Origin of the sequence: Acinetobacter sp. BD54, from assembly GCF_044778325.1 — a bacterium.
Taxonomy (GTDB): Bacteria; Pseudomonadota; Gammaproteobacteria; order Pseudomonadales; family Moraxellaceae; genus Acinetobacter; species Acinetobacter baumannii.
Genome location: NZ_JANJEP010000004.1, coordinates 225,987 through 247,841, shown reverse-complemented (window position 1 = coordinate 247,841; position 21,855 = coordinate 225,987). Strand labels below are relative to the sequence as shown.

21 protein-coding genes are annotated in these 21,855 nt (G+C 39.8%); 2 read left to right on the top strand and 19 right to left on the bottom strand.

The window, feature by feature from the left end:
- Positions 1-45 precede the first annotated feature (45 nt).
- The 7 genes from msrA to lgt form a co-directional block, all read right to left on the bottom strand.
- Positions 46-567, bottom strand: coding sequence for a peptide-methionine (S)-S-oxide reductase MsrA (gene msrA / locus NQ782_RS08495; RefSeq protein ID WP_001183416.1), 522 nt, complete (start codon positions 565-567; stop codon positions 46-48).
- 100 nt (positions 568-667) lie between these two features.
- Positions 668-1,723 carry a DUF4105 domain-containing protein gene (locus NQ782_RS08490; protein WP_000551509.1) on the bottom strand — a complete coding sequence of 352 codons (1,056 nt, stop codon included), beginning with the start codon at positions 1,721-1,723 and terminating at the stop codon, positions 668-670.
- A gap of 14 nt (positions 1,724-1,737) precedes the next feature.
- Positions 1,738-2,247: a dihydrofolate reductase gene (locus NQ782_RS08485; RefSeq protein WP_000312548.1), complete on the bottom strand. Its 510-nt coding sequence runs from the start codon at positions 2,245-2,247 to the stop codon at positions 1,738-1,740.
- A 44-nt stretch (positions 2,248-2,291) separates the two neighbouring features.
- Positions 2,292-3,134: a thymidylate synthase gene (thyA, locus tag NQ782_RS08480; protein ID WP_001203168.1), complete on the bottom strand. Its 843-nt coding sequence runs from the start codon at positions 3,132-3,134 to the stop codon at positions 2,292-2,294.
- 121 nt (positions 3,135-3,255) lie between these two features.
- Positions 3,256-3,618, bottom strand: coding sequence for a hypothetical protein (locus tag NQ782_RS08475; protein WP_000881949.1), 363 nt, complete (start codon positions 3,616-3,618; stop codon positions 3,256-3,258).
- Between the two features lie 10 nt (positions 3,619-3,628).
- Positions 3,629-3,988, bottom strand: a complete 360-nt coding sequence (locus NQ782_RS08470) for a hypothetical protein (protein WP_000889270.1) — start codon at positions 3,986-3,988, stop codon at positions 3,629-3,631.
- 73 nt (positions 3,989-4,061) lie between these two features.
- On the bottom strand, positions 4,062-4,880 hold the full coding sequence (lgt, locus tag NQ782_RS08465; protein WP_000959084.1) for a prolipoprotein diacylglyceryl transferase: 819 nt from the start codon (positions 4,878-4,880) through the stop codon (positions 4,062-4,064).
- A gap of 93 nt (positions 4,881-4,973) precedes the next feature.
- Here lgt and NQ782_RS08460 point away from each other — a divergent pair, with 93 nt between their 5' ends.
- Positions 4,974-5,753 carry an NRDE family protein gene (locus NQ782_RS08460; RefSeq protein ID WP_000335019.1) on the top strand — a complete coding sequence of 260 codons (780 nt, stop codon included), beginning with the start codon at positions 4,974-4,976 and terminating at the stop codon, positions 5,751-5,753.
- 43 nt (positions 5,754-5,796) lie between these two features.
- Here the strand turns inward: NQ782_RS08460 and NQ782_RS08455 are convergent, their stop codons facing one another.
- The 5 genes from NQ782_RS08455 to NQ782_RS08435 form a co-directional block, all read right to left on the bottom strand.
- A complete protein-coding gene (locus NQ782_RS08455; RefSeq protein ID WP_000137986.1) occupies positions 5,797-8,130 on the bottom strand; it encodes a PhoX family phosphatase in 2,334 nt (777 codons plus the stop codon).
- A 208-nt stretch (positions 8,131-8,338) separates the two neighbouring features.
- Positions 8,339-10,519 carry a PhoX family phosphatase gene (locus NQ782_RS08450; RefSeq protein ID WP_000205462.1) on the bottom strand — a complete coding sequence of 727 codons (2,181 nt, stop codon included), beginning with the start codon at positions 10,517-10,519 and terminating at the stop codon, positions 8,339-8,341.
- A 173-nt stretch (positions 10,520-10,692) separates the two neighbouring features.
- Positions 10,693-11,463 carry a twin-arginine translocase subunit TatC gene (tatC, locus tag NQ782_RS08445; protein WP_001072724.1) on the bottom strand — a complete coding sequence of 257 codons (771 nt, stop codon included), beginning with the start codon at positions 11,461-11,463 and terminating at the stop codon, positions 10,693-10,695.
- A complete protein-coding gene (gene tatB / locus NQ782_RS08440; protein WP_057093207.1) occupies positions 11,460-11,897 on the bottom strand; it encodes a Sec-independent protein translocase protein TatB in 438 nt (145 codons plus the stop codon). The genes tatC and tatB overlap by 4 nt, the downstream gene beginning before the upstream one ends.
- An 11-nt stretch (positions 11,898-11,908) precedes the next feature.
- Positions 11,909-12,127 (bottom strand): Sec-independent protein translocase subunit TatA, encoded by a 219-nt coding sequence (locus tag NQ782_RS08435; RefSeq protein WP_000908081.1) that lies wholly within the window; start codon positions 12,125-12,127, stop codon positions 11,909-11,911.
- A gap of 253 nt (positions 12,128-12,380) precedes the next feature.
- On the opposite strand from NQ782_RS08435, the gene NQ782_RS08430 reads away from it, so the two are divergent.
- Positions 12,381-13,256, top strand: coding sequence for an AEC family transporter (locus NQ782_RS08430; protein ID WP_057093206.1), 876 nt, complete (start codon positions 12,381-12,383; stop codon positions 13,254-13,256).
- A 192-nt stretch (positions 13,257-13,448) separates the two neighbouring features.
- Here the strand turns inward: NQ782_RS08430 and rdgB are convergent, their stop codons facing one another.
- From rdgB to NQ782_RS08395, 7 genes are all read right to left on the bottom strand, one after another.
- Positions 13,449-14,075, bottom strand: a complete 627-nt coding sequence (rdgB, locus tag NQ782_RS08425) for an RdgB/HAM1 family non-canonical purine NTP pyrophosphatase (RefSeq protein WP_000106708.1) — start codon at positions 14,073-14,075, stop codon at positions 13,449-13,451.
- A gap of 168 nt (positions 14,076-14,243) precedes the next feature.
- Positions 14,244-14,831, bottom strand: coding sequence for a tetratricopeptide repeat protein (locus tag NQ782_RS08420; protein WP_000751692.1), 588 nt, complete (start codon positions 14,829-14,831; stop codon positions 14,244-14,246).
- Positions 14,828-15,421, bottom strand: a complete 594-nt coding sequence (gene metW / locus NQ782_RS08415; protein ID WP_001217230.1) for a methionine biosynthesis protein MetW — start codon at positions 15,419-15,421, stop codon at positions 14,828-14,830. The genes NQ782_RS08420 and metW overlap by 4 nt, the downstream gene beginning before the upstream one ends.
- Complete coding sequence (locus tag NQ782_RS08410) at positions 15,421-16,581, bottom strand: homoserine O-acetyltransferase (protein ID WP_000009640.1); 1,161 nt, start codon at positions 16,579-16,581, stop codon at positions 15,421-15,423. Before NQ782_RS08410 ends, metW begins: the two co-directional genes overlap by 1 nt.
- Positions 16,582-16,663: 82 nt before the next feature.
- Positions 16,664-18,361, bottom strand: coding sequence for a 2-isopropylmalate synthase (leuA, locus tag NQ782_RS08405; protein ID WP_021511344.1), 1,698 nt, complete (start codon positions 18,359-18,361; stop codon positions 16,664-16,666).
- Between the two features lie 458 nt (positions 18,362-18,819).
- A complete protein-coding gene (locus NQ782_RS08400; protein WP_001984475.1) occupies positions 18,820-19,503 on the bottom strand; it encodes a Fe2+-dependent dioxygenase in 684 nt (227 codons plus the stop codon).
- Positions 19,504-19,607: 104 nt separating this feature from the next.
- Positions 19,608-21,839, bottom strand: coding sequence for a TonB-dependent siderophore receptor (locus NQ782_RS08395; protein ID WP_057094068.1), 2,232 nt, complete (start codon positions 21,837-21,839; stop codon positions 19,608-19,610).
- Between the last annotated feature and the right edge of the window lie 16 nt (positions 21,840-21,855).

Genomic DNA, 21,855 nt, shown 5'->3' with positions numbered 1-21,855 from the left:
AATAAAAAAGCAACCAATTCGGTTGCTTTTTTATTTTCTCATTTATTAATTTTTCATGAGATGTTGGAATTTACTATGTAACTTTAACAGTTTAGGTGGAATTGCAAAGTTGCAGTAACCTTGTGAAGGGTTCTTTTCATAGTAATTTTGATGATAGTCTTCTGCTGGATAGAACGTAGGAGCAGGAGATAATTCAGTCACAATATCAAGATCATCATTTTTTAATGTCTGAATGGTGTGTTCCGCTGCCTGCTTTTGCTCTTCATTAAAATAGTAAATAACAGAGCGATATTGAGTACCAATATCATTACCTTGGCGGTTTAAAGTCGTTGGATCATGCGTTGCAAAGAACACATCAAGTAACTGAGAATATGTAACTTGTTGTTCATCAAAGTCGATAAGGACCACTTCAGCATGCTGAGTGTCACCTTGACATACTTGCTCATAAGTTGGGTGAGTTGTATGCCCACCAGCATAACCACTTGTTACTTTTTCTACACCACGTATTTGTAAAAATACAGCTTCGACGCACCAAAAACAGCCGCCGCCAAATAATGCCTGTTGCATTGTTTTTTCCTCTATTTCCTGCCTATTACAATAGGGTTTATCTAGTTAGATTACAAAGTAAAGCGTGTATAAAAAAGTAAAGAAAAGTGCATTACTTATTTCATTTTACTTTAGGTAGACCCTGTCGAACGATTTGAGAAAAATGCTCACTGCTTTGGTCTGCAAATTGTTCAAAATGTTCAGTACGTGGGTTAATGTGTGCAATTTGGTACCACTGTTTCAAGCTAATATTTTGATCGAGTGCTTTAAGATCATATAAATAATTAGGTAAGTAACCAGAGGCAATTAACCGATAATCTTTAGGAAGCTGATATGGGTTAATGGCTTGAACCATATCAAAAATTAAAGTTGTACAATTACTTGTGAGCGTATTGTACCACTTTGGTTCTGTACGTAGTTCATCTGCTTTTTTAAGATATTCTAAAAATAGCGCTTTTTGCTCAGAGCGAGGCATATTGACTGGGAAATTATAAACTTGCTCTTTACGGATATTGCTACGCGTGTAGAGAATATCTTTTTCATCAGATGCAATTAAGCTCAGTTCATATTTTCTAAAGAAGCCGCCAATTGCTGAAAACTCTTCAGTCTTTTCTTTTCGAATTTCGATCGAAAAAACTAAAGGTTGTTGATTTTTAAATTCGAAACTGACTAGCGTATGGGCAATTTGTGGCCCCATCCAGTAAGAAGTAATAATATTTATGCCATTTAACTGGTTCAGGTCAAAAGTACGGGTTTCCCAGCGAACATCATAGGTTCCATCAGGATGCCAGTTGAAGTTACGGACATTATGCAAAGTAATAACATCGCCGTGTTTTTCGTAACTTAGCATATTGGCAACTTCAGGGTTCCAGTCACGGTCTTGACGTGCAGTAATCGAAAAGTACCAAACCAAAGAGCAGGCAAAAGCTAACAGGTAGATTAAAACGTCTGTACGACGGCTAATGATATGCCCATTAAAATATAAACCCGCCATACTTAAAGCAAAGGCAATCCATATGCCAATAATAATACGGCTGCCTAACCAGCCAAAAGGTTGTTGGACCCATAGGGCTAAGCATACCCAAATGCTGGAAAGCACAATAAACAACGTGAATAAACTATGTAAAGCGCCGAAGAGGAGGGCGATAATAAATTCACGTGTTCCGATATTGTGCATAGGCGACCAGAAAATTATTTTTTATAAGTGGCAAATTCGAATGAAGTTCCTGATTTTTCATCTACTTGCTGTTCGCTTGCAGTTTTGTGAAATTCACTCGGTATTGTTGGATAATGTGCATCACCTTGTACATCTAAGTCAACATGAGTGAGCTCAAGACGGTCTGCAATTGACAAGGTTTGCTTAAAGATTTCACCACCACCAATAATGAATAAAGCTTGCTTTTCGGTGTTTTTGGCATCTTCTAAAGCAGCATTTAAAGCATCTTCAATTGAATACGCAATTTTTACGCCGTCAAAATGCCAGTTAATGTCACGGGTAATTACCCAGTTCACACGGTTCGGTAGAGCACGGCCCATAGACTCAAGCGTTTTGCGGCCCATGATCACCACACCACCTTGTGTGATTTCTTTAAAGTGTTTTAAGTCGGCAGAGATATGCCATGGCAACGCATTGCCTTTACCAATACAGTGATTTTTGTCCATTGCGACAACGTGGACAACTTCTACATTTTGCCATGCCATAATCTTATTCTCTAAACCGTAATCTAATGAAATTTAAGCCGTCGTTATACTGCAACTGGTGCTTTAATTGCCGGATGTGACTCGTAACCTACAATCTCGATATCTTCAAATTTGAAGTCGAAAATATCTTTAACATCCGGATTAAGTTTTAATTGGCAAAGTGGTAATGGCTCACGCGTCAATTGTAGTTTTGCTTGCTCAAAATGGTTGGCATAAAGATGCGTATCGCCACCTGTCCAAACAAAATCACCAACACCTAAGCCACACACTTGAGCAATCATATGGGTGAGTAGGGCATAGCTGGCAATATTAAATGGCACGCCTAAGAATACGTCAGCACTACGTTGATAAAGCTGGCATGACAACTTGTTGTCTTGTACGAAGAATTGGAAGAGCGTATGGCAAGGCGGTAAAGCAACTTGTCCGGCCTCATTTGGGTTCCAGCCAGAGACAATTAAACGGCGTGAATTTGGGTTGGTTTTAATTTCATTAATTAACCATTTAATTTGGTCAAAACCATCTTGGTTATAAGTACCATCGGCATTTTTAGTTGCGCCGAAATTACGCCATTGATGGCCATAAACTGGGCCAAGCTCATGTTCTGGGCGGCCGAAACGGGCAGTTTGTTCTGCTGTTGCCCATTCATCCCAAATGGTGACTTTATTGTCTTGTAAGTACTTAACGTTAGTATCGCCTTTTAAGAACCAAAGTAACTCAATCACGATAGAACGAAAGTGAACTTTTTTTGTGGTGAGTAAAGGAAAACCCTTAGAGAGATCAAAACGCATTTGATGACCAAATACAGAACGGGTTCCTGTGCCTGTACGGTCGCCTTTGTCACCGCCATTATCAAGGATATGTTGTAGAAGGTCTAAATATGCACGCATAACACTCTCGAGTTCGGATTAATTTCCATAAAATAAAGGGGAGACGGTTCATGGATTAATAAACCGTGGAAGATAATAGCATGGATTCAGGACTGTTAGGAAAGCGAGCCTTGCTTTGTAATTAAAATCGCTTTGCACGATTTTGATAAATCGAAACAAGAAAAAATCCAACCAGTACAAAGCCTAAAGCTTGTAGTGTTGCGATCCAATTGTGTTGAGGGGGCAGTAACCACATTATAATAGCAACAATAATGAGAGGGTAAATTCTAAGCAGAAACTGGAGCTTAAGTTTATGTGAACTGTGCTCTGAAATTTTTGTTTGTAAATATTGCCCGAAATGAAGCCCGGACCCTAACACGAGACTAAGAACAGTGTAAGTCGGCGATAAAGGCTGGACTTGATTGGCTGCATAAATTGCAGCACAAACGACAATAATGAAGATGAGTTTGATGTGACGCGGTGCGTTATACCAATAAGCCAACATAAAAATGAGCCTATTTGTTAAATAACGATTGAGGTGAAAAAATAAAAGCAGCAAGCGCCATAAATGCGATTCCTTGAACGCCCCAGATCAGCAAGTTAGGCATAGTTTTTACAAAGATAAGTGCAAATAAAAGAGCGATAGGAACCCACGTAAATAGGCGGTAAAGTAAACCAGTCGGGTTACTTTGAGCAAAATGCAATTTAAAGTAACGGCAGATTAAAAAAATAACCCCAGTACCTGTAAACATTAAAATGGTATCTAATGGCAATGGTTGATATTGATATAACCCAATACAGATTAAGAGGGTAATAATTAAAATGATTAATTTTTTAAAAGTCGGGACTTGCGTATTAAACCAAAATTCCAGCATGGCGAATCTTCTTTCTTGGGAGATAAAAACTGTAGCATAAAAAAGAGGAGCCGAAACTCCTCTGATTTAGATGTTAACTGTTCTTTTGAGGGCCCCAGTCATAAATTTTCTTTTGGTAGGCATACCACATCATCCAAAGGCCTATCAGTAGCATTGGAACGGTGAGGATTTGTCCTTTCGTCATCCAGCCAAACAAGATGAAACCTTGGTCGGCATCCGGCTGACGGAAGAATTCCATCACAAAGCGTGCAACACCATAACCCATTAAAAATAGGGCAGATACAGCCATACGTGGGCGTGGTTTTGAGCTAAACCACCACAAAATAATAAAGAGTAATAGCCCTTCGCAAAGCGCTTGATAGATTTGTGATGGGTGACGAACCAGATGTAATGGATCGGTTGGGAAAATCATTCCGAATGGATAATTCGGATCTGTGACCGCACGGCCATATAACTCTCCGCCAATAAAGTTACCAATACGTCCGAACATTAAGCCTGTCGGTACACATGGGGCAATAAAGTCGAGTGTCTGGAACCATGTTTTTTGATATTTTTTACACCAGAATAGCATTGCGATCATGACGCCTAAGAAGCCGCCGTGGAAGCTCATACCACCTGTCCAGACTTGGAATAACCAGATTGGGTTTTCAAGGAATTTATCAAACTCATAGAAAAGCACATAGCCGATACGTCCGCCGAGTACAACACCTAAGGCACCGTAAAACACCAGATCGGAAACCATGTCCGATGTCCAGCCATCACGCTGTTTGGCACGGTAGGAAGCAAGCCCCCAAGCACATAAAAATGCCAATAAATACATGAGTCCATACCAATGGACTTGAAGAGGTCCTAGATGTATTGCGACCGGATCGATATTAGGATAGGTCAGCATTGCTGCTCCTTGATCTTACGTTTTGACAGATTGTAGCGGAATGATGTGAAAAATGTTGTACATTCAATGTGTAAACATAGGGAACAAGAATCAATGTGTATTGTGGCTTTAGCATGGCATGTTCTGGATGATATGCCCTTGTGTCTGATTTCAAATCGTGATGAATTTTATCATCGACCAACCGCATTGTTGCATCAATGGGAACATACGCCAATCATTGCAGGGCAAGACTTACAGTCGGGTGGTACTTGGATGGGTGTTACGCCGCAGGGCCGATGGGCTGTGTTAACCAATTTCCGTGATGGACGTGATAAAAAACAATATGAGACCTCTCGTGGTCATTTGGTTCAGGCTTTTTTAGAGTCTGATTTGTTACCGATTCGCTTTGCTCAGCAATTAGAACAACAGCAACAGAACTTTGCTGGTTTTAACCTGTTTATGGGAACTGCTGATCAGGCGGTCTATATGAGTAACCGCGGTGAGGCTCCTCAAGTATTAGCCAACGGCGTATATGTGGTTTCGAATGGTTTAATGTCCGATCACTGGGAAAAAACCAGACATTTACGTACACGTTTTACGCAAGAGTTCCTGCCTATGCATCAGCACAAAACGGAAGAGTTAAGCTTGCAGCATGCAGCGTGGGATATTTTAGAAGATGAGCGTAAGGTCACCACAGCATTGTTGCCAAACACGGGCATTCAGCCAGAAATGGAAGAATTATTATCATCGACTTTTATTCAAAGCCCCGTATATGGAACACGGTGTTCGAATTTTTTAAGAATGACCAATAATGAATGGATATGGTTGGAAAAGACCCAGCAAGGTGAACATAGTGGTCAAATTGTGCAGCAACAGGTGCTTTTAAACCGTTAGAAAAATGCCGATCAAGTGATCGGCATTTTTTTGGGTAAATCAATTAACCGGCAATAACGCCGCCATCTTTACGGGTAATCACAACAGTTGCTGAGCGTGGGCGCGCAGTTTTATTGCTTGGGTCTTTTTGTGTGGCAGGCCAGTTACTTTCTGGTTTCGCGTAACTTGGTGAATCTTCACCAGGGTGCTGAACATTAATGAAAATTGCTTTGTAGTCAGGAGTCATGGCAATACCAGTAATTTCACATTGCTTTGGTCCGACTAAGAAACGACGTAATGTTGCGTCTGTAACTTTGGCACCTGTTATGGTCTGCTGACCATTTGAAGTTGTTGCTGTACCACCATCACCGATTTGACCCGGCAGAGCTGCAAGCATCATACAGTTAGTAACATCAGTGTAAGCGCCGTCATCGGTTTCAATCCAGAGAACACCGCGTGGGTCAAACCACATACCATCCGGAGATGAAAAATCATTGTTATCTGTTAAGCCAGATAAGTTGATGTTTGAAGCCATTGCTGCTTCTGCGCCAAATAAATAGATATCCCATTTGAAGGTTTCAGCAGTCGTTTTATCATCAGTTTCTTTAAAACGGATAATATGACCGTTTACGTTTCCTTTTTGTTCTTTTGTGCCTGCATATAGGTCTGTATAGTTGCGTGGGTTAGCTGCATCAGTTGCATAGTCTTTACCACGATTTGAGTTATTGGTGAGTGTGACATAAATTTCACCATTTAATGGATTGACCGTACACCATTCTGGGCGGTCCATTTTTGTTGCACCTACAGAATCCGCTGCTAAGCGTGCAAATGTAACAACATCTGCCTGTGACTTAAACGGGTAGGTGGTGTTGCTTTCATTTAAGCCATTTTTGCCATAAGCAAGTTCAATCCATTGACCTGAGCCATCGTTATTAAACTTAGCAACATACAATTTGCCTGCATTCATGTATTTGTCGCCAGCTGTATAACCACCGTTTATATCTTTGGTGTCCCACACAGCGGTTGAAACGAATTTATAGATGTATTCACCACGAGAGTCATCACCCATATAAAATGCTAATGGTTGACCTACTACGGCACGGCAAGCACTGTCTTCATGTGCGAAACGGCCTAATGAAGTACGTTTAACCGGATTTTGGCGTCCATCAAATGGATCAATCTCAACCATCCAGCCAAATGTATTTGGCCCATTTCTGTAATCTTGGGTAGCTTGAGCTGCTTTTACATCGGCATTCCAGCGATCATACAAGTCTTGTGACTCTACTTGACCAATTGCTGTTTCCCAGCCGTAACGCGAACTTGTGCCTAAATAAATTTGTCGCCCTTGTTCATCAACGTTAGGGATTAACTCACCATTTTTATCTTTTAAGTAAATGATCTTGCCATCTTTATCTTTTTTAGGTGCACCTTTTTCATCTTTCTCATACAGATAAGGTTCATCTTTTTTAACGCCTAAACCATAACGTTTTAATGCAATTTTTTCTGCATCTGTACGTGCATATTCATCGCTACCCGAACGTTGGAAATAACCAATAAAGTTTTCTTCAGTGGTTAAATAAGTGCCCCAAGGTGTATAACCGTTACCGCAGTTATTATGAGTGCCACGTGTTTGACGTCCAGCAGGTGAGAAGCGAGTTGCAAGCAGGCTTGAACCTGCTGCAGCACCTGCAAACTCCATAACTGTAGAAGCTGTAATACGACGATTAAAAATAGAGTTTTTAACAATCTCTACTTTTTGAGTGGTTGGATCTTTTTTAATATGAATTACAGAAACCCCATGTGCATTGGTTTCACGAATGACTTCATCTTCAGGGCGGCGTCCATCCACTTTTGTAGGACCTTTGGGATGAAGAAAGGTCTGATTAATATATTCGTGATTCATCACCAACAAACCTTGTGCTGACACAGTCTCGTCAAAGCGGTTTGTTGATGTGTTTAAGCCAAAATAATGCATGCCGTCATGGCAGTCGCCAGAGCGAAACTGGAAGCTTGGGCCAGATGGAATATTATTGTCGTCCCAATCTCCAACTCTTGGATTGATTGAGTCACCTAAAGCGTAGATAACATTGGCTTCATAACCTTCCGGTACAGTCACAATATCATTTAAATTTTTAGCTACGGGCGTAAATGTGAGTTTTTCCGGTTTTTTATTTGGGTCTACAGGTGTGGTTCCACCATTATTAGAGCCAGAGTCATCATCGTTATCATTACAGCCTGTTAAAGTAGAAGCTAAAGTCAGTGCTACTGCACCGCTTGCTGCTTTGGTGATTAAACTACGACGACTGATGTGTTGTTCTAAAATGTCACGAAAGTGGATATTGTCAGAAGTATTATTATCCAATTCTTGGTCTTCATGATATGGCGTCAGCTCTGTCATGGGAAATTCCTAAGTAAATAAAGAGATTGTTCTAAAAGTCTTCATGAGCTTAGTTTGTGAATGTGACGAGGCTTTGACGTTTTGATGATAAGTTAATGAAATATTTGACCGTTTAGTAAAAGGTTGAAGGAATTTTATTTTTTTAATGAGACTTTAAAAATAAAAGAAACCTGCATAAAGCAGGCCTCTTTTATAGTATTTAAAGAAATTATTTCTTCACAACAGATGGTGCAATTGGGTCGGCAGTGATATAGCCAACTGCTGCTGCAAATTTATTACTGTAATTTGTATTAATTGCAGTATCAATTTGAGCAAGTAAATCTGCGCTAATACCAGTACGAACACCATCTTTTTCTTTATAGAAACGGTTCCATTCGTCTCCAGGATGCTGGAAGTTACTCATGATGTAAGTCCAACCATTTACCTCGTCGACTGCATGTAGACCCGTCGATTCAGCACCTGCCGGTGTAGATAAAATACGGATGAGCTGTTTGGTATCAACGTTATAAGCCCATAAGAAGTTATTTAAGTGGTTACCAGAGTCTTCGCCGATAAATAAAGTGCGAAGTTTTTCTGAGAACTTCAAGTTATCAGGGCTAGCAATTTGCTCTGGGTCAGCGGTGTTCCCTAAGCTGTCAAAGCTAATATCTTTACCTTTAATGAGAAGGTTAGATTGGCTAGGTACCCACTCACTATTGATTGCAACATTTGAGCTGTCTTTCTGGCCACCAGTTAATGTGTGCTCCAAAATACCACCAGCAGTGATTTTCGGGAATTTAACGTTGTGCTCAGCAAGATAACCGCTACCACCTTCAACCATTGAATCGACAATATTAGCTAAAGCCGAATAAGCTTTTTTATCTGCAATATTTACTGTTGTGCCTTCATTTTTGGTCAATGCCATTGAAGCACCCATGTAAGCAGCATAACGGTGTGTTTCAAGGAAAGCCGCTGCAAGTTTAGTTCTGTCGCTATTATCTTTAAGCTTGAGATATACGCCAGTTTTACTTAAATAAGTAAATTTAAAACCTTGAGCTTCTAATTCTGCTTTTTGGGCAGTTTGTTGTAGTTTTAAACGCTCTTTTGCAGCTTTGGCTAAAGCTTGTTGTTCAGGAGTACCTTTGTCGCCTGCATCAATAGCCTCTTTCTCTGCTGTTGTTGCATCGCTTGGATATTTAGCAATTTGTAGAACTGACTCAAAAATATCAGTTCCTTTAATGCCGCTCTTGATGAGGTTTTCAATCTCGGCACTTGTTGCATGACCAAGTCTGATCCAAGAAATCTGACCAGTCGTTGTATCACTAAGTACTGTTGTATATTTTGCAACGTAGAGTGTACCTGCAGATAAATCTTTCTCCTTATCTGCAACGAACATAAATAGTCCGCCGTTGGTATAGTCATCACCCATTAACACAGTGCGGTTATCAGGGAAAACCTGTACAAGTTCGTGTGAAATACGGCCTAAACAATAGTGCTTTGTAACGCGACCAGTACCATCTGCATTTACGGTAATTTCTGGCAAGTGGCCATAGTTATATGGATTGGCAATGTTTTCATCGCCATATATATTTTTACTGAAGGCTTTAAGTGTTGAAAGTGATTGACCTAACTTTTGGTCAAAAGCATCTGGTTCGTATTCTTCACTAGAAAGATGAGTTCCCCATGGAGATAAACTTGCACCACAAGTAATCCATAGTCCATGTGCACTTGAAGTATCAACGTTATGGTATTTAATTAAAGTTAAGTGACCTGTCTTTGGATCTTGATCTAAAGTTAAGACAGCAATCGGAGATGATAATTTACCGTAAGTATCACCACCATTTTGGTCTTTTGATAGATATTCAAATTGAACCACATGGAACACTGGGTTACCGGTTACACCCAATGCTTTCTTGTCAGCATCTGTGAAATCTTTGCCTGTTGCTTGTTTGAAACTAATGAGAGAACTACCATCTGGGCAGTCAGAGAAGAATTGACGTTCTTTACCTGCAACTGATTTATCAATAATTGGCTTATTATTAATATCGTAATAACCACCCGCGATGACTTTTCCTCCTTTACCATCAGGCACTTCTGTACCTGTTAAGAAGAATGGTTTGTAAGCGAGTTGGTATTCTGTTTTGCTGCCGTCTTCCCATGAAATAGCAAGTTTTGATGCACATGCTGTTGTGGCAATATCTGCTACCGTTGAAGGAGCTGGCATTGAAGTGAACGTTGCATTCTTAAAGTTAATTGGCTTTGACGGAGTGACAATAGATGAGTCGTTATCGCTATCGTTACAACCTGCTAACGTTGCTGCCGTAGCCATCGCACCTAATGGAAGAAAAGGGATCCCCGTAAACCATTTTAAAATATCGCGACGTGTTGGGTGGTTAGAAGCAGTGGTCATAATAAATCCGTAACTTTTGTGTGTATATTTGTTGAGTCGATTCTATGGATTGAAAATGACACTTTTCTTACATTTTTAAGTCACTTTGAAGACAGTTTATTGCTTTGTAGATTAAAAAGCGTTCTATATAAAAAAAGCCTGAACTTAGAAGTTCAGGATTTTTTATATTATTTTTATTCAGCAGAATGAGTTTTTCTTTTCTCAAGAATTTTGCCGAAGAGTAAGCCTATTTCGAAAAGTAGCCACATTGGAATTGCTAGCATCACCATCGAAATCGCATCGGGTGGGGTAATAAACATCGCTACAAAGAAGCATCCTACAATAATAAAACGTCTTTTTTCAGCAAGGCTTTGCGTATTTACCACACCCATCAAAATGAGTAGCAAGGTCGCGATAGGAATTTCAAAAGTGACACCAAACACCAAAAATAGCTTTAAGCAGAAGCTTAAATAACTATTAATGTCGGTCATTGGTGCTACTGTTTCAGGTGAAACGCTAATAAAGAAATGTAATATGGCAGGCAGGGTAATGTAATAAGCAAAAGCGACACCTGCATAAAATAAAATAATACTACCAATCAGTAACGGCAGCGCTAAATGACGCTCTTTTTGATAAAGCGCTGGACGAACAAAAGACCATATTTCATAAAGAATAAATGGCATTGCCAGCATGAGCGCAACAAATAAATTAAGTTTAAATGGCGCCATAAAGGTTGCTGTAACATCCGTTGCAATCATGGAAGATGAGGCAGGAAGTTGTAACCTTAGAGGCTCAGATAATAATTGATAAGTATGATTTCGAAAGGGTAGTAAACAAAAAAATAAGAATAATGTTACCCCTACAATCCTAAATAAATGACGTCTTAAAACCACCAAATGATTCATGATTGGCATTTGGTCTAGGTTTTCTTGACTATTTACAGCGGTTGAAGGCAGTTGGTTCATACGGCAATCTTCAATTCAACAGGAGATGTTTCTGAAATATCAGTTTGAGGAGCCAAAGGCGTAACTTTAGTCAGATACGGCACTTTGTAATGGCCCGATATAGGAGTACATTTCCGAATAGGCTTTTGTGTTGTTTTAGCTGTTTCAGTTGCTTCTAAAGATTCTGAAACGTGCTGTTTTTGTATTTCTTCAAGCTGTTGTTGTACTTTACGTTCCAATGCTTCAATGCGGTTAAGTTCCTCTTGCATTTCTTTGCGGAACTCAGACAGACGTAGCTCCTGATCAATCTCGTTTTGCAGATTCGTAATATAGCGTTTTAGTCGAACATACCAGCGACCTGCAAAGCGTGCAGCTTCCGGAAGCTTCTCTGGACCTAAAACTAAAATTGCAATAATTGCAAAACAGAGTAACTCTGTCATTCCTACATCAAGCATGGGTCAAACCTTTAGCTTTTCACTGATGTGCTTTCAGATGTTTTAACTTGTGCATCAATTGTACGAGGGCTATTTAAAGATGCAGCTTCGTCTTCTTCACGAACTGACTTTTTAAAATCTCTTACTGCACCGCCTACATCTTTACCGATATTTTTTAGCTTAGATGTACCGAACAATAAAATAACGACAATTGCGAAAATAACGACATGCCAAATAGATAAACCAGCCATGATTTTATACCTCTTTTTAGTTCGCTTTATATCAACAGGTTGCCATGACAGGAATGTGACACTTATATTTCATTTTTAAGACAATATTTATAAGTAGACACTTACGACTAGATTTTTAAAGATATTTTTTTGGGAGGATTTTTAAATTTTATTGAGCTTCGTTCTTAGACGAATTTACTTGAAATAGATCATACATTTCAAAATCAAAAGGTGTAGCATAACAAGCTGATTTTGACGAGCGAGAGGAGAGAGCGTGGCATTATTACTGCCTATATTGGCATTTATCACAGGACTTCTACTTGCTCAGACCTCCATTTCAGAAACCATAAAACCTATTCTCTCAGCTTGGCTTGCACGACTCCTGATTCCGATTGTGATTATTTACAACATGGTCTTTTATCAATCGGGAAGCTTGAGCTTAATGCTTTTTAGTTTTGGTTCGGCATTCATTATTTTCTTTGCTTATTTGGCTTTATTTAAAGACCGCTTATTGGCGCTTTGCGTAAGTTATACCAACATGGGATGGCTTGGTTTTCCTTTTGCTATGGCTTTATTCGGCCCTGAAGCAACTGCTCCAATTGTTGCTTTATATATTGGAATGTCGCTTTTTGGCAATGCTTGGGCTGTGACTGCCGTTACTACGGCACCGCAAAGTAAGCTCAATATATTAAAAAAGGTTTTAACTTCTCCGCCTTGTATATCGATATTCTGTGCTGTTGTGCTCAGACTTTTAGGGGCCCAACATATCGAAAGCCCTGCTATACATTGGGTTTATGAGGTTGCTAAATTTGCAATGACTTTTGCAGGTATGTGTGTGCTTGGAATGTGGCTGCGCCGTACCAGAGTTTATACAAAAGATTTAATTTACAGTACAAAAGCTCAAGCATTTAAAGTGGCCTGTGGATTTGTACTTTGTGGATTAAGTTATAGATTTTTACCGATTCCAAATATAAGTCAGCAAATTGGAGTAATGTTTTTAATGTTCTGTCTGCCGCCAGCAGCCAATATTGTAGCTCTAGAAACTCATTATCAAGGGACGGGTAGATCTGCTGCTTATATCGCTTCAGGAACGATTGTGAGTTGTGTGTGTATTGCGATTTATGCGATGTTTTTACATGTAGCATTATAATTAATTTTAAATTTTCTTCCCCACATTTACTTGTGCGAAGGCGGCATGGATGCCGCCAGTTAGACTGTGGCACAGGGAAGTGCCATCAGTCTAACAAAAGATTTTTGCTTACTTTTCATCTTTGAAAAGTAAGGTTCGCCTATACAAAGTTTAATCTGTTTTAACGCTGTATAGTTTGGCCGTGTGATCAGCCTACTTCTGCAGGCTCTCTCTAAATAACTGCATCGCTTGTCCACGATGACTAATCTTATTTTTTTCTTCTTTAGACAACTCAGCGCTAGAAACTTGTAGCTCAGGCAACCAGAACAGTGGGTCATAACCAAAACCATTTTCACCACGTGGCGCTTCTAAAATTTCACCATGCCAGATGCCTTGGAAAATTTGTGGCAATGGATCTTCCGCATGAGTCACTAAAGCAAGTACGCACACAAACATACCTTCAATCGCTTCACCATTTTTACGAAATGGCAAAAGGTCATTTAATAATTTGGCATTATTCGCTGCATCGTCACCATGTTCTCCAGCATAACGTGCTGAATAAATACCAGGTGCACCCCCTAAAACCGGAACACAAATACCGGAGTCATCAGCCATAGCAGGTTTCCCTGAAATTTTAGAGGCATGACGCGCTTTAATAATGGCATTTTCAATAAAGCTTAAGCCGTCTTCAATGGCGTCGGGAATATTTAGGTGACCCTGAGGAATAATTTCTACAGGCAACTTGAGCTGTTCAAAAAGTTTTTCAAACTCTGCGACTTTACCTTTGTTGTTACTTGCAAGGACTAAAGAGCCCTGATCAAACCAATGTGGGGTAGACATAAGATAACCAAACTTTATAACCAATATTGAACGTGAGCTATGTTACGTGTTTTTTGAAAGGGGATATAGAGCAAAACAAATGGAATATAAAATTAGAAGCTTAAAAAACTAAAACCACCTTATAGGTGATATAAGGTGGTTTTAGTCGAGTAAGTATAAGCTGGATTATTATTGTGCTTGAATCCATTTATCCGCGCGGTCACGTGCCATACGGATTTGCTCTTGAGTTAAGTTTGCAGCAAGAGCCGTCTTTTTACCTTCAGATAAGCTAATCACTTTATTGTCGAGCATGCCATCACGAGTTGAAAGTTCATACCACTGGTAAGCACCTACGTAGTTTTTCTTTTGCTCTTCCATCATCGCAAGGTTGTAGCTTGCACGGTTATCGCCGTTACTTGCCGCTTTTTCGAAATATTTACGAGCCATAGCTTCGTCTTTCTTAACGCCAATACCATCAGCATACATACGGCCAACATTTAATTGCGCAGGTGAAAGACCTTGATCAGCAGCAGCTTTAAACCATGCAAATGCTTGTTTATCGTCTTTTGCTACATCTTTGCCGTATTGATAACGTGTACCAAGATAAAACTGTGCTCCAGCTTGACCAGCTTGAGCCGCTTTTTGAAGGTCATGAATCCCCATTGTGGAGAAGCGCGCAGCTTGGCTCGCAACCGATTGTGGCTGGGCGATATAATCTGCATGAGCCTGCATACTTAGCAGTCCTGCAATTAGTGTGCTAAATAATGTCTTTTTCATAGTGCACTCACTCGATAAATAGCGACTTCACCAAACAAATTCGGAACATGTTTGCTTAACAGGCTTCCCTGCTGGTTTCCATTGACGGCGAGTCGATTAATAATTTGTATTTGATTTTCCGCACATAGTGCTTCGAAATCTTTAAACGTACATAAATGAATGTTGGGGGTGTTATACCACATATATGGTAGAGCATCCGATACAGGCATCATCCCTTTTAATGCTAGAAAAGAGCGAGTCTTCCAGTGTGCAAAGTTTGGAAAAGTGATAATGGCCTGTTTACCCACACGCACCATGTCTCTTAATAAAACATCGGGTGCATCTACGGCTTGCAAAGCCTGTGCCATAACCACATAGTCAAAAGACTGGTCGGCAAAACGGCTTAAACCGAGATTCAAATCTTGTTGAATAATATTTAACCCGCGACTGACGGCAATTGCAATCTTTTCTTGATCAATTTCTAAACCATAAGCACGAATTTGATGCTTTTGGCTCATATGAGCGAGTAATTCACCGTCACCACACCCTAAATCGAGTACGCTAGAGCCGGGTTTAATCCACTTTTCTGCCAGTTGTTGATCAATACGCATTAGCTTGCCTCCAGTGATGTCGATTTTAAATGTTCTTCACCGCCTAAGAAAGCGCGCAGTGTTTTGACATACAGTGGAATCGGGAATAAGAACGAGTCATGACCTTGTTCAGCATCAATATCAAGATAACTTACCGGTTTATGATTGGTAATGAGTGCATCTACAATTTCTTGTGAGCGGCTTGGTGCAAAACGCCAGTCAGTGGTGAACGAGACAATCAGGAACTGGCATTTGGTTTTACTCATCGCTTCTGTAAGCGAGTGGCCATACTCACGCGATGGATCAAAATAATCCAAAGCTTTGGTCATAATGAGATAAGTATTGGCATCAAAGTTACGACTGAACTGTTCACCTTGATAACGGAGATAACTTTCGACCTGAAACTCGACATCAAAACCGTACATAAACTTGCCGGATTTTAAATCACGACCAAATTTTTGTTTCATGGCTTCTTCAGAAAGATAGGTAATATGGCCGACCATACGAGCCAAAATTAGACCACGCTTCGGATAGCTATCATTTTCCAAATAACGGCCATGATGGAAGTCCGGGTCGGACAGGATTGATTGACGTGCCACTTCGTTAAACGCAATATTTTGTGCTGAAAGCTTTGGCGCACTGGCAATAACGACACATTTTTGTAAACGGTCAGGGTAGTCTACCGACCATTGTAATGCCTGCATGCCACCCAAAGAACCACCGACCACCGCATACCAGACACTTATTCCTAAGCGGTCAGAAAGCATGGCTTGAGTTTTGACCCAGTCACGGACCGTTACTAACGGGAAATCTGGACCATAGGGACGATTGTCATTTTCAGGATTTGGTGAAGTTGGACCAGTTGATCCACTACATCCGCCAATATTATTAAGCGCAACTACAAAAAATTTATTTGTGTCGATTGCCTTGCCCGGGCCAATACAGCTATCCCACCATCCAGCTTTTTTATCATCTTCATGGTGATAACCTGCTGCATGATGATGTCCGGAAAGGGCATGGCAGATTAAAATCGCATTTGATTTATCTGCATTTAAAGTGCCGTAAGTTTCAACCATTAACTCAAAGCGCGGTAAAACACGGCCACATTCAAGATGTAAGGGTTCTTCAAATTGGAACTTTTGCGGAGTGACTAACCCCACTGAGTCAGCTGGAAAAGACACGGGAACATTTCGCCTTTTAAATCTTTCAGGAATAAAAAGAAAGGATACCAAGCTAGGTATCCTTTCCAAAGTCTTTTTTTAATTAAACAGCGGCGGCAACAACCTGATCTGTACTTAAAACACCTTGATCAATCAAACGGTTGGTACATGCAATAATAGCTTCAATAGATGAAGTGACTGTGTTGTCGTGAACACCTGCACCAAATGAGCCTCTGCCTGTACCTTTCACTTGAAGTTCAATTAAGGTTAATGCTTTGGCATTTGCACCTGAACTAATACTGCGTTCTTCGTAGTTCAATACATCAATTGGTAATTGAAGTGCATTTAAGAATGCAGAGATAGGACCATTACCTTCGCCACGTAATTGTTGAGTTTCACCTTCAACATCAATCTCAAGTTCAATAATTTGAGTACCATTAATGTCAGATAACTTATAGTTTTTGACCGTGTAATGATGGTTTTTCACTTCAACATACGTGTCTTTAAATAAAGTCCAGATTTGTTTAGCACTAATCTCTGTACCATTCTCATCAGTATATTGTTGAACAACCTGACTAAATTCGATTTGTAAGCGACGAGGCAATACAACGTTATAGTTTGATTCTAATAAGTAAGCGATACCGCCTTTACCAGACTGACTATTCACACGAATGACAGCATCATAGTCGCGGCCCAAATCTTTCGGGTCGATTGGTAAGTAAGGCATATCCCAGATTTCTTCGTTTTTCTGGTATTCAAAGCCTTTTTTGATTGCGTCCTGATGAGAACCAGAGAATGCAGTAAATACCAAGTCACCTGCATATGGATGACGAGGATGTACAGGTAAACCAGTACATTCTTCAACCGTTGCAATGACTTCATTAATATTAGAGAAATCTAATTCTGGTGCTACACCTTGGGTGTACATGTTCAATGCAATTGCAGCAACGTCAACGTTACCGGTACGTTCGCCGTTACCAAATACGCACCCTTCAACACGGTCGGCACCTGCCATAATGGCAAGTTCTGATGCAGCAATACCACAGCCACGGTCATTGTGACAGTGAACAGAAATAATCACGCCATCACGACGTGCCAAATTACGATGCATCCATTCGATTTGGTCTGCATAAACATTTGGTGTTGAAACTTCGACAGTCGCAGGTAAGTTCAAAATAACTTTATGATCTGGGCGTGCATCCCAAATTTCTGTAACCGCATCACAGACTTCTTTTGCTACTTCTAATTCAGTTGCAGAGAAACATTCTGGACTATACTGGAAAATCCAGTCAGTTTCAGGATATTGCGCAGCATATTCTTTCACTTTCTGAGCTGCATTCACCGCCAACTGTTTTGCACCATTTACATCTACATTCAACACTTTTTGACGGAAGGTTGGAGAGTTAGAGTTATAAATATGCACAATTGCGCGCTTAGCACCTACTAAAGCTTCGAAAGTACGCTCAATTAAATGGTCACGTGCCTGAACCAATACTTCAATGTATACATCATCAGGAATATGATTTTCTTCGATCAACATACGAGTAAAATCGAAGTCAATTTGAGACGCAGAAGGGAAGCCGATTTCAATATGTTTAAAACCGATTTTTACAAGCATTTTGAACATTTTGAACTTTTGTTCCATGTTCATCGGTTCAAAAATTGCTTGGTTACCATCACGTAAATCCGTGCTCATCCAGATTGGCGCTTTTGTAATTTCATTATTTGGCCATTGGCGGTCTGGTAAATCGACTCGCTGGTACATACGGCGGTATTTTTTGCTAGGGTCAGCCAACATCATGAGAAAACTCCTTATCTCGTAGCACGGTTGCGTCAAGTATCGTGTGAAAGGCAACGTCTACAGTTATATATGGTATCTAATACAGAAAAATTAAAGGGAATTTGAAAAGGTCTGCTCTAAAATACAGACAAAAATTTATACGCGCGCGAGGCGCAGCATCAGGAGTTCGAGATGATGTCTTGCTTGAGTAGGCTGGGCAAACAAGTAATTCGTTTTCATCTATAGACCATGAAATAGTAAGTTTGGTGGTTTGCAAATATGCTTATTGTTTAGATATACCACATCTAAACGATGATTACACGTTGTGCAAAAGTCTTATATCCATTTTAATTTTAGTGTTCAGAAAATAATTTTCTAATTTTGCGCTGTTTAATGTTTTGTCGAAAATAATTTTCATTGTTTTGCCTTATTGAGAGAAAAATAATTAATTAGTCCAAATAAGGCAAAAATAAATAGAGTTACAGTTCAGCCCATTTACGCATGAGATTATGGTAAAGGTTAGTCAGTTTAATTACTTCACTATGATTATCACCCAGTTGCATTCTTAGGTTTTGTACCGTTTGATCTAAGTTAAAAAGCATATGTCGCTCGGCGTCATCACGAACCATACTTTGCACCCAGAAAAAAGAAGCAATACGGCAGCCAGAAGTAATTGCAGTCACTTCATGTAAGCTGGTGGATGGATATAAAATCATATCTCCTGCAGGGAGTTTCACTTCGTGATAACCATAAGTGTCTTCTACGACCAGATCACCACCTTCATATTCTTCAGGTTCGCTTAAAAATAAAGTGCATGACAAATCAGTTCTAAGCCGTTCGTTTGTACCACGTATGCGTCGGATAGAATTATCTACATGGAAACCAAAAGACTCCTGATTCTCATAACGATTAAAAAGAGGAGGGATGATATCAAGTGGAATTGCAGCAGATAAAAATAAAGGGTGTGTGCCTAGTGCCTCAAGAATAATATTGCTGAGATGGTGAGTAAGAGGGTGATCTTCAGGTAGCTGCTGATTGCGTTTTACAGTTGCAGAGAGTGTACCAGCGGTTACTTTGCCATTGACCCATTCAATTTTATCCATTTCATTACGAAAATATTGGACCTGCTCTTTACTCAAGACATTGGGAATATGATGGATCACGGTGATACCTGCGAGTAATAATAGTAGAAAATTAAAATAGCCTCTAACAAGAGAGGCTATTTTATATTATAAACCATAAAAATATTATGGGATTCTAGGTTAACTTAGTATTTAAAGTTAACTGCTAGAACTGCACTACGGCCTTCTGCTTCTGTTGCATAGTGAGAAGCGTAAGCTTTAGTGAAATAGCGCTTATCAGATAGGTTGTTGATATTTAATTGAAGATCAACATTTTTATTTACGTTGTAACGTGCCATCGCATCGTAACGTACGTAAGATGGAACCCATTTAGTATTTGCTACATCACCATATACTTTGTCAGAGTAAACAGCGCCAGCCCCTACCGTCAATTGTGGAAGTACTTTATAGGTAGTCCATAACGTAGCAGCTTGCTTAGGTACGTTTGGCATTTGGTTGCCATTATAAATAGATTGGTCAGTACATTTTCCGCTACGGCAAGATTTACCATTTTTGGTTAGTTCACTGTCTAAATAAGTATAGCCAGCTGAAATGTTCCATTTATCAGTAATTTCACCATTTAAGCCTAATTCAAAACCATCAACTTTACTTTCACCTACATTTGCATAAGTAGTTGGGTCGATTTGTACACGTGTATTTTGTTTTTCAGTACGGAAAATAGCAGCTGTTAAATTTAGGTGGTTATCTAGGAAATCCCATTTCGTACCGATTTCAAATGTTTGCGCCTCTTCGGGATCAATCATTTGATTATTGGCATTAATTGTTTCGCTATTATCCCCCCAACCTGCATTTAAGCCGACTGGACTAGCTGAGGTTGCGTAGCTTGTATAGATTGAGCCATTCTCTGTTGGTTTAAATGTAATGCCCGCTTGATAGGTCACGAAATCTGAATCATTTTTTGCTGTATAGGCCGCTGCACTAGAAGTAGCTAAGAAGTTTTGTTCAGCTTCAAACTTATCCCAACGCAGGCCAAGATCTAATAACCATTTTGGTGTGATCTCAATATTGTCGAGTAAGTAGACAGAAGTACTTTCTACAGTTGCATCAAAGTCTGGGCGTGCTTGTAAACGGTCAACAAATGGCTTTTGAGTTGGACCATTGAGCGAGGTACACCAATTTGTTGATAAGTCTGAACAATCGCTATAGAAGCCAGTACTAGAAACATTACCTTTGGCATCAATAATGTTATAGCCGCCTTTATCAGTCTTTTGTTTGCTGTACTCTGCTCCTACATTAAATCTGTGCTTTAAGAAGCCAGTATCAAATTTACCTGTAAGTGCTAATTGATCAGTAAATGTTTCACTATCTGTAATAGCTGAGTTCAAACGATGCCAAACAAGACCTTTGCCAACATTACCTTTTGAGTCATCTGGGTTTGTCCAGACATAATTATTTTTTGATTTGGCATACATGGCCGTATTAGTAATAGTTATATTGTCGGTAAGGTCGTGTTCTAATTTAATTGTACCGATGTGATTTTCTTGCTTTTGAAAATCTCGATCTTTCCAGCCGTAATATGTACCTTGTTTGACTTCAGCCGGTTTACCTTGAGCTTTTCCAAGAGATGAATCCCAATAAGGAATACCTGAATCAGGTTTATCATCAGTTTGTAAATAATAGTAGCTCAAAGTTGCACGTGTCGGTGTATCTAAGCCAAAAGTAATACTTGGTGCAATACCAACACGTTTATATTCAGCCCCATTACTTTGGCCAGCCTTTTCATTTTGATGTCCCAAAACAGCTACACGTGCTGCAATGCCATTTCCAAAATCTTTATTACCATCTAAAGTGATACGTTGGTAGTTATCAGTACCAGCGGCTACTGAGCCTTCTAGAAAATCACCCTTTTTAGCTACCTTGGAAATCATATTGATGCTGCCACCAACTGAACCTGCACCACCCATTGCTGATGCAGAACCTTTGGTTACCTCTACTTGCTCGACCGCAAACATTTCACGGTTTTGTGAGGTAGAGTTGCGGATACCATCAATATACATAGAGCTTTCCGAACTATAACCACGGATGAAAGGTCGGTCACCATTCGGATTACCTCCTTCACCTGCACCTAAAGTAATGCCAGGAACAGTACGCAATGCATCTGCTAAAGTTGTTACTTTTGTATCTTCTATAAGTTGTTTTGAGATAACTGACACTGATTTAGGAGTATCTAGAAGGGGAGCAACGAATTTAGAGTTTGCTGATTGATCAACCTTTAAAGATTCTTCTTGAGTCGCTTTAGTATGGATAGTTGGTAATTGCGAAACTGCTTCTTGCGCCATCGCAGTTGTTGCAATCATCGAGAGCGATGAAGCGATTGCAGAGGAAACAATTTTTTTACGTGTTCTAATCAATGACATGACTTTCAGGACTTAA

Coding starts and splice junctions, on each gene's coding strand:
- msrA (WP_001183416.1), bottom strand. CDS start 567: ATGCAACAGGCATTATTTGGCGGCGGCTGTTTTTGGTGCGTCGAAGCT.
- NQ782_RS08490 (WP_000551509.1), bottom strand. CDS start 1,723: ATGCACAATATCGGAACACGTGAATTTATTATCGCCCTCCTCTTCGGC.
- NQ782_RS08485 (WP_000312548.1), bottom strand. CDS start 2,247: ATGGCATGGCAAAATGTAGAAGTTGTCCACGTTGTCGCAATGGACAAA.
- thyA (WP_001203168.1), bottom strand. CDS start 3,134: ATGCGTGCATATTTAGACCTTCTACAACATATCCTTGATAATGGCGGT.
- NQ782_RS08475 (WP_000881949.1), bottom strand. CDS start 3,618: ATGTTGGCTTATTGGTATAACGCACCGCGTCACATCAAACTCATCTTC.
- NQ782_RS08470 (WP_000889270.1), bottom strand. CDS start 3,988: ATGCTGGAATTTTGGTTTAATACGCAAGTCCCGACTTTTAAAAAATTA.
- lgt (WP_000959084.1), bottom strand. CDS start 4,880: ATGCTGACCTATCCTAATATCGATCCGGTCGCAATACATCTAGGACCT.
- NQ782_RS08460 (WP_000335019.1), top strand. CDS start 4,974: ATGTGTATTGTGGCTTTAGCATGGCATGTTCTGGATGATATGCCCTTG.
- NQ782_RS08455 (WP_000137986.1), bottom strand. CDS start 8,130: ATGACAGAGCTGACGCCATATCATGAAGACCAAGAATTGGATAATAAT.
- NQ782_RS08450 (WP_000205462.1), bottom strand. CDS start 10,519: ATGACCACTGCTTCTAACCACCCAACACGTCGCGATATTTTAAAATGG.
- tatC (WP_001072724.1), bottom strand. CDS start 11,463: ATGAACCAACTGCCTTCAACCGCTGTAAATAGTCAAGAAAACCTAGAC.
- tatB (WP_057093207.1), bottom strand. CDS start 11,897: ATGCTTGATGTAGGAATGACAGAGTTACTCTGTTTTGCAATTATTGCA.
- NQ782_RS08435 (WP_000908081.1), bottom strand. CDS start 12,127: ATGGCTGGTTTATCTATTTGGCATGTCGTTATTTTCGCAATTGTCGTT.
- rdgB (WP_000106708.1), bottom strand. CDS start 14,075: ATGTCTACCCCACATTGGTTTGATCAGGGCTCTTTAGTCCTTGCAAGT.
- NQ782_RS08420 (WP_000751692.1), bottom strand. CDS start 14,831: ATGAAAAAGACATTATTTAGCACACTAATTGCAGGACTGCTAAGTATG.
- metW (WP_001217230.1), bottom strand. CDS start 15,421: ATGCGTATTGATCAACAACTGGCAGAAAAGTGGATTAAACCCGGCTCT.
- leuA (WP_021511344.1), bottom strand. CDS start 18,361: ATGATGTTGGCTGACCCTAGCAAAAAATACCGCCGTATGTACCAGCGA.
- NQ782_RS08395 (WP_057094068.1), bottom strand. CDS start 21,839: ATGTCATTGATTAGAACACGTAAAAAAATTGTTTCCTCTGCAATCGCT.